Below are 16,995 nucleotides of genomic sequence, written 5' to 3' on the forward strand. Positions count from 1 at the left end.
CAAGATGAAAGTCGCCGATTTTGATTTCGAACTGCCCCAGGATCTGATCGCGCAATATCCGCTGCCGGAACGCGACCAGGCTCGGTTGATGGTGGTGGACCGCAAGAGCGGACAAATCTCCCACCACTATTTTCACGAATTGAGCGAGTTTGTTTCGGCGGGAGATCTCCTGGTATTGAACAACACCAAGGTGTTGCGGGCGCGATTGTTTGGCCATCGTTTGGGGACCACGGCAGACCCCCACACCCGCAAATCCAGCATCCGGTCGCCGATTGAAGTATTGCTGGTCAAAGAAATTCAACCCTTCCTTTGGGAAGTCCTGGTAAGACCGGGAAGAAAAATGCGGGTGGGCGAAGTTGCGGTGTTTGGAGATGGAGAACTACGGGGAGAAGTCGAATCCCGCAGTGAATTCGGGTTGAGATCGATGCGCTTTGAGTGCGCCGGGGATCTGATAGAGACCATTCAGTCTTTGGGACATGTCCCTCTCCCCCCGTACATCCGGCGAAAGGATGTTCCAGCTGATGCGGCTGACTATCAGACCGTCTATGCGCGTCAGGTCGGGGCGGTGGCCGCCCCTACAGCGGGATTGCATTTTACGGAAAACCTGTTGAACCGGCTTCAGGCGAAGGGCGTTGGACGGTGTGAAATTACTCTTCACGTCGGCCTCGGAACGTTCCGGCCGATCCACGTGGAAGAGGTGGAACAGCACCTCATGCATAGCGAGCGCTATGAAATCCCCGCAGTCGCGGCCAAGAAGATCAGCAATGCCCGGCGAGATGGCGGTCGCATCGTTGCCGTGGGAACCACAGCGGTCCGTACCCTGGAACATGTGGCCCGCGAAGCGCGCGGAGACATTCCAGAGAGCCGCGGAGAGACCGATCTCTTCATCTACCCGGGTTTTCGATTTGAGGTGATCAGCGCCCTGATCACCAATTTCCACTTGCCGCGCTCCACGTTGTTGATGCTTGTTGCCGCCTTTGCCGGGCAGGATCTGATCTTGAAGTCGTATCGTTGTGCGATCCAGGAACGGTACCGGTTCTTCAGCTATGGCGACGCCATGCTGATCCTCTGAAACGAAGGGATTCAAGTTATATCAGCTGCAAATCGGCCGCGCCGGCGCCGAGATCAGACCTTACCCGGTCGCCAGGAAGCCGGAGGATGCGTCAGCGGGGAAAACTCCGCCGCGGCGGGATCATCAGGTTCCCTTCGGAATGCGGGTTTGTAACTTCCTGTGTTCCTGGTCGCCTAATCCAGGGTTTGTCTTTGCCATGATCGGCACAAGTTTTGTTGATACGGGGTTACTGGGAGACCTTTACACGGCCTTTGTGGCGAATTTGGAAGATGTTTCACAAGGGTACCGCGCCGTTTTTCCCTTGACAAGGCCCTCCACGGGGTATAAAACAACCCAGCATCTAGTGTTCCAGAGCGGCAAGCATACAATATATTAACATTCCTGAAACAATATCTTAATATTCACTTTCGCTGTAATCTGACATTCCCCGGGCCCCCTTGCCGCATTGATTCGTTGATTGAAGATGTGGAGTTGGTGTTGAGGCTTCCATTTCTTCGGCCAACTTTTTTCGTCTTCCTTCAGGGTTGATGATTTGAACCGACGAGATGATAAAAAAATAAACATGAAGAAATTCAGGAGGGTTCATGGCTAGTACCGAGATCGAGCACAAGATTCAACCTTCGGAGATATTTCCGCTTTCATCCGTCCCGTTTGAGCCCAAACTTTCGGACAACGCGATCAAGGTCCTGGAACGCCGGTACCTTATCAAAGGGGCGGACGGAAGGGTTGTAGAAACGCCGGCGGAAATGTTTCGAAGGGTGGCCATTAACCTATCCCAGGCGGAGTTGCTCTATGGCGCCACCGAGGAACAGCGCCAGGACATCGAGAATCAGTTCTATGCCTCCATGGCCGCTTTGGACTTCATTCCCAATTCCCCCACGATGATGAATGCCGGGCGAGAGCTGCAACAGCTCTCCGCGTGCTTTGTGTTGCCGGTTCCGGATTCCATTGACGGGATTTTTGAGGCGGTTAAGCAGGCGGCCCTCATTCATAAGACCGGCGGAGGGACGGGCTTCGCCTTTTCGCGCATCCGGCCGGCCAACGACATCGTCATGACCACTCGTGGCGTGGCCAGCGGGCCCGTGAGTTTCATGAAGGTGTTTGACGCAGCCACCGAAACCATCAAGCAGGGCTCCACGCGCCGCGGGGCCAACATGGGAATCCTGCGAGTGGATCATCCCGATATTCTGGAGTTCATCGCGATGAAGGCGGACATGAAGACGCTGACCAACTTCAATATCTCCGTGGCCATCACGGAGAGATTCATGGAGGCGGTGGAAAAGAATGAAGATTACGAACTCGTCAATCCCAAGACGAAGGAGTTGGAAGGGAAACTCAATGCGCGGGACGTGTTCAACCTGTTAGTCCGGAATGCGTGGAAGAACGGAGATCCGGGGATCATCTTCCTCGACCGCATCAACCGCGCCCACACGACTCCGCACGTGATGCCGATTGAGTCCACGAACCCGTGCGGTGAGCAGCCGCTGATGCCGAACGAGAGCTGCAACCTGGGTTCGATTAATCTCGGGAACATGTTGAACGAAAACAGCAGCCGCCTCGACTATGAACACCTGCGCCGGGTCATTCAGCTGTCCGTTCGCTTTCTCGACAACGTGGTGGACATGAACCGGTATCCGGTCGACGCCATCCGCGAGGTGACGCTGGGCTCCCGGAAGATCGGGTTGGGGGTCATGGGTTGGGCCGATATGCTCTATCGGATGGAGATCCCCTATAACAGCGAAAAGGCCATTCAACTGGCGGAGACGGCGATGGCGTTCATTGAGGATGAGGGGCATCGCTGCTCTCAAATGCTGGCGGAGGAGCGGGGGGTCTTCCCCTACTGGAAGGGCTCCACTTACGAAAAGCGCGGAATCAAGATGCGCAACTCCACCGTCACGACGATTGCCCCCACTGGAACGATTTCGATTATTGCCGGCTGCTCCGGTGGAATCGAGCCCCAGTTTGCATTGGTATTTTTCCGCAATGTCATGGACAACACCAAGCTTCCGGAGGTTCACGGGTACTTCAGGCAGGTGTTGGAACGCGAAGGCCTCTACTCGGAAGAACTGATGGAAAAGATCGCCGAGCACGGTTCGGTCCAGGACATGGAGGCCATCCCGGAAGCGCTCCGCCGGGTCTTCGTCACCTCGCATGACATCACGCCGGAATGGCACATTCGGATGCAGGCGGCGTTCCAGAAATACACCGACAACGCGGTTTCGAAGACCGTGAACTTCCCCTCCAGCGCCACCCCCGAAGAGGTGGAGCGGGTTTACATGCTGGCTTACGAGCTGGGCTGCAAGGGCGTCACGATCTACCGCGATGGAAGTCGCGACAATCAGGTCCTCAATGTGGGCCGGATGAAGGAAGGAAAGGTCGCCAAGGAGGCGGCCCAGCCCCCCGTTGCGGTCCAGGAACCGGCGACGAAAACGATCCCGTCCGGAGCGTTCGTCCGCCCGGACTCGATGGATGCCAGCCCGACGTTGAAACCGCGCCCGGATGTCGTCAATGGGAAAACCTATCGACAGCAAACCCCCCTGGGGACGGCGTTTGTCACGGTGAATTCGAACGGGCATTTGGAGCCCTTTGAGGTTTTTACGAATGTGGGCAAGGCGGGCAGCGATACCGCGGCGGTGGCCGAAGCCATCGGGAGGCTGGTGTCGCTCGTGCTCCGACTGCCATCCAGTCTTTCACCCACTGATCGGATGAAGGAAATTGTCAAACAGCTTTCCGGCATTGGTGGAAAACACTTCGTCGGGTATGGTCAGAAAAGCGTCCGGTCATTGCCGGATGCCGTGGCACAGGTGCTGGCACAGCATCTCGGCCTGGTGGAGCCGGATCTGCCGGCGACGAATGGAACCATTTCCACGCGGATTGGTGATCTGTGTCCGGTATGCGGAAATGCGACGTTCGTCTATCAGGAAGGCTGCCAGAAGTGTTATTCCTGCTCTCATTCTGAGTGTTGATGTAGTGCCCCGATGTAGTGCCGATGTAGTGTCGATGTAGTGCCGACTTCAGTCGGCTATATAGGCCTCTAAATCAGACCGTCGGGAAGAACGGAACCACTCCCGCTTCCCAACCCTTCCTGTCTCGACACCGGCTACCCGCCTCTGCTGTGGTGGTCCGGTGTCATACCCCTCCTTCGATTTCTCCTGAACCCGGATTCTCTGTTCTGCGAAAACACTCAACTTGTCGTATCATAGCAAGAGGTTCGGGGCAGGAGGTTCATTTACCCCAGGAGGCCCACTCAATGAGACTGTCACACGTCGTAATCTTTTTTATTGTTTTTTCTTTCATCGGAATCACCCCCGGCAAGGCACAGAGTTCCGGCACTTGGTCACTCGACAAGGATGGTGAGAAATGGGTGGAGGCTACGCTGAAAACGCTCTCACGCGACGAGAAGATTGGCCAACTCCTCATTCCGGTCACAACCGGGCAATTCACTGCCCTCGACAGTGATGCATTTGCGAAGATCAAGGAAAACATCCAAAAATACCATGTCGGGGGATACCACGTTTTTGGAAATGAACTGGTCAGCGGCGCGTTGCTGATCAACCGCATGCAGGACCTTGCACAAGTCCCTTTGATGATCACGGCGGATTTCGAAGGGGGAGTAGGGTACCAGTTCCGGGATGCGACACGGTTGCCGCGAGCCATGGCCATCGGGGCCACCGGGGATCCCAACTTTGCTTACCAGGCAGGCAAGACGGCCGCCGAGGAAGGGCGGGCATTGGGCGTGCTGGTGAATTTCTATCCGGTCGTGGATGTAAATAACAATCCCCGCAACCCCATCATCAATATCCGCTCATTCGGGGAGTCGGTCGACGCGGTAGAGAAGATGGCGGTGGCCTACATTCAGGGAACCCATGACGGCGGCATGATGGCAACCGCCAAGCATTTTCCCGGCCATGGAGACACCAGCGAGGACACGCACTTGATGTTGCCCACTTTGACGATCGACAAGGATCGGCTCGAAAAGGTGGAACTTCCCCCCTTCAAGGCCGCCATACACGCCGGGGTCGATGCCGTGATGAGCGCGCATATTTATTTTCCGGCCCTCGAACCGGAAAAGGGCGTTCCCGCGACCCTCTCAAAAAACATCCTCACCGGACTGCTGCGCGATGAGCTGAAATTTTCGAATCTGATTTTCACTGATGCGATGGATATGCATGGTGTGACGGCCTCGTTTTCCCGGGAGGAAGCCACGGTTCGCGCGGTCCAGGCGGGGGTTGATTTTGTCCTCTTTATTCCGGACGTTGCAACCTCCTTCAATGCGCTGAAAAAGGCATTGGAGACCGGGGTCCTCGACGAAGCCCGAATCGACCAGTCCGTCCGGCGAATCCTCCGGGCCAAGGCGGCCATGGGCCTTCACAAGAACCGCTATACCGACATCACCCACCTGGATATGGCTATTTCTACGAAGCCACACCTCAAGGTCGCACGCGACATCGCTGAGAATGCCACGACGCTCATCAAGGATGAGAAAAACGTCCTGCCGCTCCAACTGAAGCCCACGGACCGGGTCCTGATCCTCAACGTTTACGACAGCGCCACAGGCTGGCGCGAGGGCAAGCCGGGAGGCGTCTTTGTGCGGGAATTTCAGACGCGGCATCCCGGCAGTTTGGTGATTGAACTTTCGGATTTGACGACGCTGCCGGAATTCGAATTAGTCCGCAAGGTGCTCCCGGATTTCAACATCATTCTGATCAACACCTTTGCCCGGGTCGCTGCCTACCGCGGCTCGATCAACCTGACCGAAAACGAAACTTTTTTCTTAAAGCAACTGGCCACTGTGAACAAACCCGTGATCACCACGGTGTTTGGTAACCCTTATATCCCGATGTCGGTTCCGGAGTTGCCGGCGTTTGTCCTGACATTTGAAATCTATCCCGACGCGGAGCTCGCGGCGGTCGAAGCCCTGACAGGCGAGATCCCGTTCCGGGGAAAACTCCCGATCAGTTTGCCGGGTATGTTTGAGTTGGGATGGGGGATGAAGAAGTAGGGAGGGTTTACGATTTCGTTGGAGGGGCGCCCGCCGCGGCGCGCGCCCCCTTTGAATTCGAATAATCCCCTAACCCACCGTCGTAGGTTCCCGCCTCTCTACCAGTCTCGGTTCCATCGAAGCAGACTCCTTAATGAGACTCCGGGCAATGACCAACCGCTGAATCTGATTGGTTCCTTCGTAGATCTGCGTGATCTTGGCGTCCCGCATATACTTTTCGATGGGATAGTCCTTGCAATATCCGTACCCCCCGAAGAGCTGCACCGCATCAGTGGTCACCCTCATCGCGGTGTCGGTGGCGAAGACCTTGGCCATGGCCGCCACTTTGGAGACGTTCTTGGCTCCCGTATCGAGCAATCGCGCGGAGTAATAGACCAGCTGACGGGCCGCTTCGACCTGCGTCGCCATGTCGGCCAGCATGAACTGGAGACCCTGAAAAGAAACGATGGGTTGCCCGAACTGCTCGCGGCCCCGTGCATACTCCAGCGCCAGATCGAGGGCGCCTTGCGCTAATCCCACCGCCTGGGCCGCGACACCCGGCCGCGCATTATCGAGCGTCTGCATCGCCAGGGCGAAACCAATCCCTTCCTTGCCTCCCAGCAGATTCGCAGCCGGAATGGAACAATCCCGAAAGTGCAGGTTATGAACGCTGACGCAGCGGATCCCCATGAGATCTTCCTTTCGGCCGATCACAAACCCGGGGGCGCCCTTCTCCGCCACGATGGCGCTGATGCCGCGCGTGCCTCGTTCCGGATCGGTGACGCAAAAGATGGTATAGATCTCCGCCGCCCCGCCGTTCGTGTTCCACTTCTTGTCTCCATTGAGGACATAGCCCTCCCCGCGTTTTTCAGCGCGAGTTTTCAAGCTGGCCGCATCACTGCCGGCCGTGGGTTCCGACAGCCCGAAGCTGATTAACCGCTTCCCGGTGGCGATATCCGGCAACCAGCGGCCTTTCTGTTCCTCGGTGCCTCCGAAAATAATGGGGAAGGATCCCAACGCGTTGACGGCATAAGCAACCCCAACGCCGCCGCAGGCGCGCGAGAGCTCTTCAACAATCAGGCACAGATTCAAGACACCGCCCTGACCCCCGCCGTATTCCTTCGGGATCCACTCGCCCATGAGTCCGTATTCCTTCAACTTTTCAATGATCTCCCAGGGATAGCGGGCCTCACGATCCAATTCTGCGGCAAGCGGGCGCACAAATTTCTCGGCTACCTCACGGGCGCGGGCACGGTAGTCAAGGTTTTCTGCGGTCAGCAGTTCATTCATAAACGCCTCCTCCACGGATTCGAAAGATGTGATGACGGGCTCAGAGCCTTTTCGGCAGTTCAAAAGTGGTCAAGCTCTTGGCGAGACGATCGATTCAAAAGGGGCAAAAGCGCCCTATGATAAGACCACAGTCGAGACCTTTTCAATGGGAATCTCTTGGGCCAGCAGCCCTGTTCATGGCCTTGGCGCCGGCGCACCTGGATTTGAAATAAAGAAATATATCTTGTGAATCTTGTGCATCCTTGTAGTTCCCGATGATGCCCCTATTCTGGAATCACCACCTTGGAAACGTTCTGCTTCTTATCCCGGACCAGTTTCACGACTCCCTTGCGCTGAGCCGCTTCCAGAAATTTACCGAAGGATTTGTAGCCCAGGGCGCTTTCATCGAAGGCGGGATTCTTGCGGAGTAGAACTTGTTTAACATGAGAGAAGTGTGGCTCGCTGATCCCCTCGCGGCCAAGGGCTTGGAGGGCGTCCCGGAGCAATTCGAAATCCGGTTCGATGGGGGCGGCCGCTCCACTCCGGGGGGCGGGTTTGCGCGAAGATTGGGCCCGCACCAGGGCATCATAAAAGATGAATTCGTCGCATTGATCGATCAAGAGCCGGTTTGTGGTCTTCTGATGCCCGAAGCCGATCACCGTCTTGTTGTATTCCCGCAGTTTGGACACCAGGGGCGTGAAATCGCTGTCTCCGGACACGATGGCGAAGATATCCACATAATCCCGCGCAAAGGCGGTCTCCAGCGCGTCGATCACAATCTTGATGTCAGCGGCGTTCTTCTGCTGGATGCCACGGGTGGGCATTTCGATCATCTCGACGCCATTTTCCTGAAGCTCCCGTTGGTATTTCTGAAATCGCGTCCAGTCCGAATAGGCGCGTTTCAGGAGAATTTTACCCTTCTCTTTGAGGCGATCCAGGATCAGAGAGAGGCGAAACGTCTCGTCCTCCCGCATGCTGAGCGCCATGTTGTCAAAGTCGATAAATACGGCAATGCGGCTGTCCATAGGCCACCTTCTCTAGATGGAATTGGTCCTTGTTTTCACAATCTTAATCTGGTAGAGTCAGATTCGCAAGCGAGGAAGTTTCAGTCCCCCCACTTTATTACCCCCCTCAACGTGTTCGTCCCGCGACACCAGAGTCATGGCTGTCGCCCAAGGAGCGTGTCATGAAAAAAATGGGGTCTCTCTTCGTAATTTTACTTCTCATCGTATTTCTCTCCGCTTCGACCAGTCCGGCCTTCTGGGGGAGCAGTCAAGGGCAAGATGAAGCCACAAAAACAACGGCAAAACGGGCTCAGGCTTCCTCCGGTCCCGCCTTGGATGATGCCGGCATTGCTTCCGTCATCAAAGGGAAGTTTGCCAAGTCCAACTTGACGAAAGATGCGGCGATTGAGGTGGACGTGAAAGATGGCGTGGTCACGTTAAAAGGGAAGGTGCAGCACGGCTATCAAAAGGGAGGCGCCACCCGGATGGCCAAGACCGTGCGCGGCGTCAAGAGCGTGAACAATCTGATTGAGGTCGAAAGCGCTTCCGGATCAGGATCCTCTTCAAAGGGCAAGTAGGAGAGGATCGCTTTGGCAATAAAACCGTGATGGCGTGGGAGAGAGAAGGCATGATCCGAAAACTGCTGGAAACCGCGTTCACAAAAGCCCTTTGCCTTTGCTCTCCCTCCGTCCTCTATGTTGCACCCGCCACATTCTCGTTACGTGCTTCCGCTTTTCAGAACAGGGAATGGGTCGCACCCAAAGCGTCTCCACAATCGGATTCCGGCTTCTGGCGTCCGGCTTCTGACCTCAATTACACAGCTTCAGGACCCCCGCTGTCGCTTCCCTCTTCCCAAACTTCAAACGGATTTGATCTTCCTCAGCACCGCTTCCGTGAACTGCTGCGTATTGGCCGTTCCTCCCAGGTCCCGGGTGATCTGATTGCCTTCGGCGTAGACGCCCTCGATGGCGGAACGCAGGCGGCGGCCGGCCTCGAGTTCGTTGAGATGTTCGAGCAGGAGGGCCGACGACAACATCACCGCCGTCGGGTTGGACACGCCTTTGCCCGCAATATCCGGAGCAGAACCATGGACCGCTTCAAAGATGGCCCCATCGACGCCGATGTTGGCTCCGGGAACCAGACCGAGTCCCCCGATCAATCCCGCGCCCAGGTCCGAGATAATATCGCCGTAAAGGTTTTCCAGCAGCAGCATATCGAATTGCTGCGGGTTGATCACGAGTTGCATACAGGTGTTATCGACGATGAGCTCCCGGTATTTGATTTCCGGATACTGGCTGGCGACGATGCGGACACAATTGAGAAAAAGGCCGTCGCTCATCTTCATGATATTGGCCTTGTGGACCGCGCACACTTCGTGGCGGCCATGCTTTCTAGCGTATTCGAACGCGAACCGCGCAATGCGGGTGGACGCGCGTTCGGTGATGATTTTCAAGCTCTCCACCACGCCGGGGACCACTTCGTGTTCCAGGCCGGCGTAGAGATCCTCCGTGTTTTCCCGGACGACGATGAGATCAATGTCGCCGAACCGACAGGGAACATTCGGCATGTTCTTAATGGGCCGGAAATTTGCGTAGAGGTCAAACATCTTCCGAAGGCGGACGTTCAGGCTGGGGAATCCTTCGGCCACCTGGGTGGTGATGGGACCTTTGAGCGCCACCCGGTTTCGCTTGATCGATTCAATCAGCGCATCAGGTAGAAGGGTCCCGTATTGTTTGAGCGCTTCTCCTCCGGCGTTGATTTCTTCCCAGTGAATAGTAACGCCGGTCGCCTCGATGACGCGTCGCGCGGCGCTGATCACCTCGGGACCGATCCCATCGCCCGGAATCAGAGTGACATTGTGAATCATGGTGTTCAGGCTCCTCGCGCTGGAAGAGCGCCCGTCAAGCTCTCCTGCAAGGGCTCGAAGCGCGCGGTGAAATGGCGCAAGAAGGGCGCCTGATAGGTCATCTTCAAGCCCCGGATGTCCTGGCGCCGCTCCCAGACCCCCAAGATCGCTTCCACGACATAATCGATGTGCGATTGTGTGTACACCCGCCGGGGGATGGCCAGCCGCACCAGTTCCATGGGGGAGGGGATCTCCTCGCCGGTTTTGGGGTCCGCCTTGCCGAACATCACGGAGCCGATTTCAACCGCGCGAATGCCCGCTTCCAGGTACAGCTCTGCGACCAGGGTCTGACCGGGGTATTGCGACCGGGGAATGTGGGGGAGGAAGGCTGCCGCGTCGATGTAAATCGCATGTCCACCCGGAGGCTGAACAATGGGCACCCCCTCACGGGCAATGTGGTCGCCCAGGTAGTGGGTCGAGACGATCCGATAATTCAGGTAGTCCTCATGAAGCACTTCATTCAATCCTACGGCAATCGCTTCCAGATCGCGGCCCGCGAGCCCGCCATAAGTGGGGAAACCCTCCGTCAGGATCAACAGGTTCTTCTCCTGCTGCGCCAGGGCGTCATCTTGAGTCGCCAGGAACCCGCCAATATTCGCCAGACCGTCCTTCTTCGCGCTCATCGTGCATCCATCAGCAGATGAGAACATTTCGCGGGCAATCTCACGGGGAGACCGGCCGGCATAACCCTCCTCGCGGAGTTTGATGAAATAGGCGTTTTCGGCAAAACGGCAGGCGTCCAGATAGAGCGGAATTTTGAATTCATCACACACCCGGCGCACCGCGCGAATATTTGCCATGGAGACCGGTTGACCGCCGCCGGAATTATTCGTCAGGGTCAGCATGACCAACGGAACGCGCTCGCGCCCGGCGCGCTCGATGCACTGGCGCAAGGCGTTCACATCCATGTTCCCCTTGAACGGGTGCAGCGTGGCGGGTTGTCGCCCTTCGGGGATCACCAGGTCCACGGCCTCTCCGCCCACATATTCAATGTTGGCGCGCGTCGTGTCAAAATGGGTGTTGTTCGGTACGACATCCCCTTTCTTCACCATGCAGGAGAACAAGATGCGCTCCGCGGCACGTCCCTGATGGGTGGGGATGACGTGCTTGAAGCCGAAAATATCTTGAACGGACGCCTTGAAACGGTTCCAACTCCGGCTGCCGGCATACGCCTCGTCGCCCTGGGCCAAGGCCGCCCACTGATCGGCGCTCATCGCGGCGGTCCCGCTGTCCGTCAGCAAGTCGATGATTACATTCTCCGCGTCGATGAGAAAAGGGTTGTATCCCGCCTCGGACAGGAAATGTTCCCGGTCCTCCCGGGTCGTCATTTTGATCTGTTCGACTACTTTGATCTTAAAGGGTTCAATGATGGACTTGATCATAGGGCCTCGGGGAGTCAGTGATTCGTCGGATCGACCTCTTTGCGGACACACGGCGCTTTGTTTGGAATCCAGCCTAAGGACGAGGAGTGGTTCTGACCGAAGTACTCTCAGACAGGCGCGCTGAGTTTGGATCGGGGGCTCGTCGCCCCGCAGACGGCCCGACGACAAGGTCCCATCATGATGATATCGGAATCGGCTCGAATTTTCACCTGTTGAAATTCCTGAGCTTTACAATTGCATCAGACATGAGTTTGCGTTAGATTGATTCATTAGCTGTCCCCTACTTATGCGCTACCTGATCATAACTGACGTGCACTCCAACCTGGATGCCCTGGACGCGGTGTTCCAGGCCGAGTCGGAGAACTACGAACAGGTCCTGTGTTGTGGCGACGTGGTGGGCTATGGGCCAAGCCCGAACGAGGTGATCGAGCGGTTGATTGCCTGTGAGGCGACGGTCATCCGCGGGAACCACGACAAGGTCGCTTGTGGCATTGATGATACGGCATGGTTTAACGAATCGGCAGAAAGGGCGATCCTTTGGACGCGCAGAGAGCTCACCCCGGACTACCAGAAGTTTCTTCTGGATTTGCCGGAAGGGCCCTGGATTTCATCGCACCACGGATTTCAACTCGTTCACGGCTCCCTCCTCGATGAAGACCAGTATCTTTATGACGAAGGCGATGCCTACGACGCCTTGAAAGCCACCACGGTGCCCATCACGTTCTTTGGCCATACGCATCTGCCTTGCTTCTTTGCCCTGAACAGCCGCGGGGACCTCATTTCCGAATTTATTGACGAGACCACCCCGCAAAGCAGAGCCACCATTCGACTGGATGAAAGCACTCATTATCTGATAAATCCCGGCTCCGTCGGACAGCCGCGTGACCGGGATCCCCGGGCAGGCTATGCGCTCTTTGACCCCGACAAAAGGACTGTGGAATTGAAGCGGGTTGAGTACGACATTGAAGCGGTGCAGGAGAAAATGGAGAAAAAGGGGTTGCCTGAATATCTTATTCAGCGTCTCGCGGTCGGAAGATGAATTTCCGGGGATGTCCGCCGCAACCGGCCGGGGCCGCTTCGGAGAGCTCCAAGGACGTCCAACTTCAGGGCCGGTAACCTTCCGGATAGCGCCGGGCGAGGTCCACGTAAATTTCCTTGAAACGCGTCCACTCCTGCTTGTAATTCTCATCGATGGTTTTTTCGAGCAGCTTTGCGGGAACCCCGACGGCGATGCGCTCCGGCGGAATTTCCATGCGTTGCCGCACGACCGCCCCTTCGGCCACCACCGCCCATCGACCTACCCGGGCCCAGTCACTCACGATCGCGCCCATCCCCACCACGACATAGTCGTCGATGAGGGCGACGTTATGGATGATGGACGCGTGACCCAGGGTCACCCAGTTGCCGAGGGTGGTCTGCTCTCCCGGGCGTGCATGGATCACGCAGTTGTCCTCGACACTGGTGAAATCACCAATGACGATCCGCCCGTAATCGCCACGCAGCCGGGCGCCCGGCCCGATCCAACATTGTTTTCCGACCTGAACGTTTCCAAAAACATCCGCACTGGGGTGAATGTAAGTCCCCTCTCCGATGACGGGGACGTGCTCCTCAAACCGAAAGACAGCCATGGGATTCCCTCCGCGGTTCAGACGGGCCATCATACCAGAGGTGGGGGCGGGCGAGGGGAGGAAGCCCGGAAGCCGACATGGAAAAGGAGGCGAGGCAAGCACACTCAATAAGCGTCCTTGCCCCGCGATGAAGTCAATATGAAGAGCGTAGGATCATTTGGCTGCTTCAATGGAAACGACGTCAATGGTCTTCCCATCCTTTTCGAGCGAACCCTTTACGACCACCGCTTCGCCCGCAAAGGCCTTGGGCTTTTGCTGGTCTGAAAGTGCGTAAACCTTCTTGTGGGTCTCATCCGCCAGGATGTACTTTGCACCCTTGCTGACGCAAGCTTCCGTACACTGCTTATCGGACAAGTCCGGCATCATGTGCTTGAGGCCGCACATGCTGTCGCCGATCTTTCCCGTGAAGGTCGCATCTTTGGCGAATACGGCGGTCGCAAGGGAAAGCGTGAAAGCCGCCACCACCACAAGGACAGTCAGAGTTTTTCTGTTCATCTTTTTCTCCTTTTCGAATCTTATCGGAGAGGGACAACGTGCAAGCCCGCCCGTTACTTGCCCGAATCTCATGGGTGTCAGGCCTGACACCCTCTCCAAATTGTGTTCGCTACAAGTAAAGCCTATCTCACTCCGGGCGGATATGACTGTGAGTATTCTTACAGCCGATGCAAATTGATGTAACCGGCGTTTGCGAAAGGCGGGGTGGCATCAGCCGGGGGCGATCCTTCACTCGATGGCCCCGTGGGAGGACGGCAGAGGGGATCCGCGGTATCTTCCCCCTGTAACGGGTTGCATTTGAAATCTGTTTACGGACGATGTCATGATAGGAGATACTCTTTCGAAATTGGTGGACTTTGATGAATGAGCGATTCGTTGTGAACCCCTGCCTTTCGCGAAAAGGGCACTCTGCGCCCCACCTGCAGCGTCGCACGAGTGCATCGGACCATGTCTCATGCGCCTTGTGGTTGCTTTGTGCGTTGCTGCTGGGCACCATGCCGGGCCTCCCCGCCCAAACGGGGCCTTCCACTGAAAAACCTCTCCCTGACCTTCAGTCGATCTTGACAGGGATGGCGAAGCACAACCAATTTCGCGATCACACCCTCCAGACGTATTCTGTCGATCGGATTTACAAGGTCGAAAACAAACGATTTAACAAATCGGCTGAAGTGGTCGCCAGGATGATCTTTGTCGCCCCCGGAGAGAAGCTCTTCGAAATTCATTCCACCGCGGGCACCGGGTTTATGCGCAAGGGTGTGATTAACCGCATCATCGAAACCGAGCAGAAAAATGCGGTGCCGGACCAACAGTCCAAATCCGCGATCAGTCCCGACAACTACACGTTTCAATTGCTGGGCCGAGAGGTGCGCAAGGGGCGTGAGCAGTATGTGCTGCATGCGAAGCCCCGGCGAAAGGATCTGCTGCTCTTCGATGCCAAAATCTGGGTGGACGCCGAGGATTTCGCAGTCACCCGGATCGAAGGGCGCCCCGCGAAAAACCCCTCCTTCTGGACCCGCAAGGTTGATTTCACTCACGAATATGAGAAGTTCGGACCCTATTGGATGCCAGTTCGAAACCGCTCCATGACCCAGGTGTTCATATTCGGACAGACCACCACCGAAATCGTTTATTCGAATTATCAAATCAACAAGCCGGAGCTAGCGGAGCGAGCCGCAGAGATCCGAAGACGAGGGGACAAGCTGGAAATACAGATTGATTCGAAAGATAAGAAACAGTAAAAGCAAGTTGCCAGTTGCCAGTTTTCAGTTGTCAGTGGGAAGGTGCAAGAGTCGGCGGCCGGAAGACGGGAACCGGAAGCCAGAAGTCAGAGGTCAGAAACAAAAGGCGTGGAATTGTAGACTTTGAACTTTGAACCTGGAACTTTGAACCGGGGTTTCAGGACTTTGAACTTGAAACTTTGAACTGTTCTTAATCTTAGGAAATTTGGACTACCTCATCCCCCACCAATCGTTCATCCCTTACGGCATGCCCAACTGAGAAGTGATAGACCACCTGGCCACGGTCCGGGGTGAGCTGAAGGAATTCATGGACGGCGTCATCATAGAAAGCCCCGATGCCGGTCGCATTGAATCCGAGCGCTTCAGCGGCCAGGTAGAGCTGTTGTCCGATGAACCCGGCTTCATTGTGGCAGTACCGGTAGGCGCGATTGCCGAAGGCCTTCAGGGCTATGTCGAGATCGGCCACCATCGAAAACGTAACGCACGAATTTCCGGCGAGCGACTGCTCCAGACTCAGGTAGGCAGCGGCGTGTTGTATATTAGCCTTGGCGTATTGCTCCAGGGCGTGCTGCCGCGGATGGTAAAGATAGAGGCCCGCCTCCAGATCCCGGACCCGGTGCACATAAAGATAGAGACGGATCCAGTCACGACCCCGGATTGCTTCTTCCAGGACCGTATGATCCTTTGACGGCAGATTCATTTTCCAGTCCGCACAAAACCCCGCCTGCGCAGCCGACATTAACGCGGAGAATTGTTCGAAAGTGATGTCTCCTTTTTGCGGATCGTAATTCAGAGCGGAGCGGCGTCGCCTCACCACGGTCCCGATAATCTCGCAGGGTAGGGCGACAGCCGGGAGATTGATCCGCGGATGTTCGAACTCCTCACCCGCTCTCTCGGGCTCCGGCGTCAGTGCTTGGGAAGGGAACTCATCAACATCAAGAAGCAGGGTCGATTGATGCACGGCGTCAATCAGGGGATACGGGACGACCTGGTCCGAAAGTGCATTCGGCGTTCCCACGATCGGCGTGAGGCAGACGTCCTTGTCTGCCTCCATTTGCGAATTTCCGGAGACGCGCTCTCCGCGATCCGGCGAATTTCTTGCCGGAGGTCTTTCTAAATCCTCCCGCCGCGGCCAAAGTGGCAGGATTAACATTGGCCATTCGTCTGTCTGATCGATCCCCAGGATTTCTGCGACGGCTCCGTCAGGAAAATTGCCGACCAGGCATCCGTTGAAACCGAGCGCTCGGGCGGCCACGAGAATGGAGGCCGTTGCGTGACCCAGATCATGATTGCAATACCGGTAAGCGCGGCTGCGGTATTTCCAGGCCTCACGCCAGAAGATGGACGTGAGGACAACAATGATCGGGCATTGGGCGATCCAGGGCTTCTTGACCAAGCCCGCAAGGGGGGCCGACAGGCTGCCTTGCCGGCGGCATTCCAGCTCATGCTCGAGCACGAAATAGTGATAAATCCCGTCTCGTAAGCCCTGGCAGCCGTTCGTGATGAGATGGGCTTCGGTGGGATGCAAGTTTCCGGACGAAGGATTGACGCGCAGGGAATAGCGGATGTCTGTCCCCCGGATCTGCTTCCACGCGCTGATCGCCATGGAATGCCACAACAGGTTGCCCAGCAGGACGTTCCCGTGGATCGGGCTACCGCCGCTGGTTGCATTCGCCTCTGGGAAGGAACGCGGGTTTCTCAATTGGGAATGGCTCAGCAAGATCGGCAGCGTCTCGATGACAGGCAACTTCGAATCACGCGGCAACCTGATGGTTTCCGCACCTCGGTAGGAGCGAAAGGGGTTGGGCTGATTTGCCCAATCGAGGTAATGTGCATGGGTTCGAACGGATTCATAAGTGTGTTTAGTGTTCTCGTGGTAAGAGAGCGCCCGAAGAATCTCTCCGTTTAGAGATTTCACCCGGTTTCCCGGCGTTGAAATGGTCATAGAAGGATCCGCTGCAGCGACTTTCTTCGGCGCGACAGGGCGGTCAATCAAATTGGATAACGGTCCGTCAAGATT

14 protein-coding genes are annotated in these 16,995 nt (G+C 56.5%); 6 read left to right on the forward strand and 8 right to left on the reverse strand.

Features of this window, described 5'->3' with window-relative positions; translation table 11 throughout:
• The first annotated feature begins 4 nt into the window (after positions 1-4).
• Entirely contained in the window at positions 5-1,072 is a 1,068-nt protein-coding gene (gene queA / locus LAO21_04130; protein ID MBZ5551886.1) for a tRNA preQ1(34) S-adenosylmethionine ribosyltransferase-isomerase QueA, read from the forward strand.
• A 394-nt stretch (positions 1,073-1,466) separates the two neighbouring features.
• On the opposite strand, the gene LAO21_04135 is transcribed toward queA, so the two are convergent.
• Entirely contained in the window at positions 1,467-1,658 is a 192-nt protein-coding gene (locus LAO21_04135; protein ID MBZ5551887.1) for a hypothetical protein, read from the reverse strand.
• Here LAO21_04135 and LAO21_04140 point away from each other — a divergent pair.
• Both LAO21_04140 and LAO21_04145 read left to right on the forward strand, forming a co-directional pair.
• Entirely contained in the window at positions 1,657-4,038 is a 2,382-nt protein-coding gene (locus LAO21_04140) for a vitamin B12-dependent ribonucleotide reductase (protein MBZ5551888.1), read from the forward strand. The two genes, LAO21_04135 and LAO21_04140, sit on opposite strands and share 2 nt — an antisense overlap.
• Before the next feature lie 284 nt (positions 4,039-4,322).
• Positions 4,323-6,074, forward strand: coding sequence for a glycoside hydrolase family 3 protein (locus tag LAO21_04145; protein ID MBZ5551889.1), 1,752 nt, complete (start codon positions 4,323-4,325; stop codon positions 6,072-6,074).
• A 69-nt stretch (positions 6,075-6,143) separates the two neighbouring features.
• Here the strand turns inward: LAO21_04145 and LAO21_04150 are convergent, their stop codons facing one another.
• Together LAO21_04150 and LAO21_04155 are read right to left on the reverse strand one after the other, a co-directional pair.
• On the reverse strand, positions 6,144-7,343 hold the full coding sequence (locus LAO21_04150; protein MBZ5551890.1) for an acyl-CoA dehydrogenase family protein: 1,200 nt from the start codon (positions 7,341-7,343) through the stop codon (positions 6,144-6,146).
• Positions 7,344-7,606: 263 nt separating this feature from the next.
• Entirely contained in the window at positions 7,607-8,347 is a 741-nt protein-coding gene (locus tag LAO21_04155) for an NYN domain-containing protein (protein MBZ5551891.1), read from the reverse strand.
• Between the two features lie 161 nt (positions 8,348-8,508).
• Between LAO21_04155 and LAO21_04160 the strand changes: the two genes are divergently transcribed.
• A complete protein-coding gene (locus LAO21_04160) occupies positions 8,509-8,904 on the forward strand; it encodes a BON domain-containing protein (protein MBZ5551892.1) in 396 nt (131 codons plus the stop codon).
• A gap of 281 nt (positions 8,905-9,185) precedes the next feature.
• Here the strand turns inward: LAO21_04160 and LAO21_04165 are convergent, their stop codons facing one another.
• Positions 9,186-10,193, reverse strand: coding sequence for an isocitrate dehydrogenase (NAD(+)) (locus LAO21_04165; GenBank protein MBZ5551893.1), 1,008 nt, complete (start codon positions 10,191-10,193; stop codon positions 9,186-9,188).
• A gap of 5 nt (positions 10,194-10,198) precedes the next feature.
• Positions 10,199-11,611 (reverse strand): tryptophanase, encoded by a 1,413-nt coding sequence (locus LAO21_04170; GenBank protein ID MBZ5551894.1) that lies wholly within the window; start codon positions 11,609-11,611, stop codon positions 10,199-10,201.
• A gap of 289 nt (positions 11,612-11,900) precedes the next feature.
• On the opposite strand from LAO21_04170, the gene LAO21_04175 reads away from it, so the two are divergent.
• Positions 11,901-12,653, forward strand: coding sequence for a metallophosphatase family protein (locus LAO21_04175; protein MBZ5551895.1), 753 nt, complete (start codon positions 11,901-11,903; stop codon positions 12,651-12,653).
• A 64-nt stretch (positions 12,654-12,717) separates the two neighbouring features.
• Here LAO21_04175 and LAO21_04180 read toward each other — a convergent pair whose 3' ends face one another.
• Complete coding sequence (locus LAO21_04180) at positions 12,718-13,242, reverse strand: gamma carbonic anhydrase family protein (protein MBZ5551896.1); 525 nt, start codon at positions 13,240-13,242, stop codon at positions 12,718-12,720.
• Between the two features lie 153 nt (positions 13,243-13,395).
• Positions 13,396-13,737, reverse strand: coding sequence for a hypothetical protein (locus LAO21_04185; protein MBZ5551897.1), 342 nt, complete (start codon positions 13,735-13,737; stop codon positions 13,396-13,398).
• A gap of 359 nt (positions 13,738-14,096) precedes the next feature.
• Between LAO21_04185 and LAO21_04190 the strand changes: the two genes are divergently transcribed.
• Positions 14,097-14,975: a hypothetical protein gene (locus LAO21_04190; GenBank protein MBZ5551898.1), complete on the forward strand. Its 879-nt coding sequence runs from the start codon at positions 14,097-14,099 to the stop codon at positions 14,973-14,975.
• 196 nt (positions 14,976-15,171) lie between these two features.
• On the opposite strand, the gene LAO21_04195 is transcribed toward LAO21_04190, so the two are convergent.
• Positions 15,172-16,920, reverse strand: a complete 1,749-nt coding sequence (locus LAO21_04195; GenBank protein ID MBZ5551899.1) for a SagB/ThcOx family dehydrogenase — start codon at positions 16,918-16,920, stop codon at positions 15,172-15,174.
• Between the last annotated feature and the right edge of the window lie 75 nt (positions 16,921-16,995).

It is taken from the genome of Terriglobia bacterium, assembly GCA_020073085.1.
Lineage (GTDB): Bacteria > Acidobacteriota > Terriglobia > JAIQFV01 > JAIQFV01 > JAIQFV01.

Bases quoted from the DNA above. Each gene is read 5' to 3' on its own strand.
- LAO21_04185 (MBZ5551897.1), bottom strand. From the start codon at position 13,737: ATGAACAGAAAAACTCTGACTGTCCTTGTGGTGGTGGCGGCTTTCACG.
- LAO21_04135 (MBZ5551887.1), bottom strand. From the start codon at position 1,658: ATGAACCCTCCTGAATTTCTTCATGTTTATTTTTTTATCATCTCGTCG.
- LAO21_04145 (MBZ5551889.1), top strand. From the start codon at position 4,323: ATGAGACTGTCACACGTCGTAATCTTTTTTATTGTTTTTTCTTTCATC.
- LAO21_04150 (MBZ5551890.1), bottom strand. From the start codon at position 7,343: ATGAATGAACTGCTGACCGCAGAAAACCTTGACTACCGTGCCCGCGCC.
- LAO21_04180 (MBZ5551896.1), bottom strand. From the start codon at position 13,242: ATGGCTGTCTTTCGGTTTGAGGAGCACGTCCCCGTCATCGGAGAGGGG.
- LAO21_04160 (MBZ5551892.1), top strand. From the start codon at position 8,509: ATGAAAAAAATGGGGTCTCTCTTCGTAATTTTACTTCTCATCGTATTT.
- LAO21_04195 (MBZ5551899.1), bottom strand. From the start codon at position 16,920: ATGACCATTTCAACGCCGGGAAACCGGGTGAAATCTCTAAACGGAGAG.
- LAO21_04155 (MBZ5551891.1), bottom strand. From the start codon at position 8,347: ATGGACAGCCGCATTGCCGTATTTATCGACTTTGACAACATGGCGCTC.
- LAO21_04140 (MBZ5551888.1), top strand. From the start codon at position 1,657: ATGGCTAGTACCGAGATCGAGCACAAGATTCAACCTTCGGAGATATTT.
- LAO21_04165 (MBZ5551893.1), bottom strand. From the start codon at position 10,193: ATGATTCACAATGTCACTCTGATTCCGGGCGATGGGATCGGTCCCGAG.
- LAO21_04175 (MBZ5551895.1), top strand. From the start codon at position 11,901: ATGCGCTACCTGATCATAACTGACGTGCACTCCAACCTGGATGCCCTG.
- queA (MBZ5551886.1), top strand. From the start codon at position 5: ATGAAAGTCGCCGATTTTGATTTCGAACTGCCCCAGGATCTGATCGCG.
- LAO21_04190 (MBZ5551898.1), top strand. From the start codon at position 14,097: ATGAATGAGCGATTCGTTGTGAACCCCTGCCTTTCGCGAAAAGGGCAC.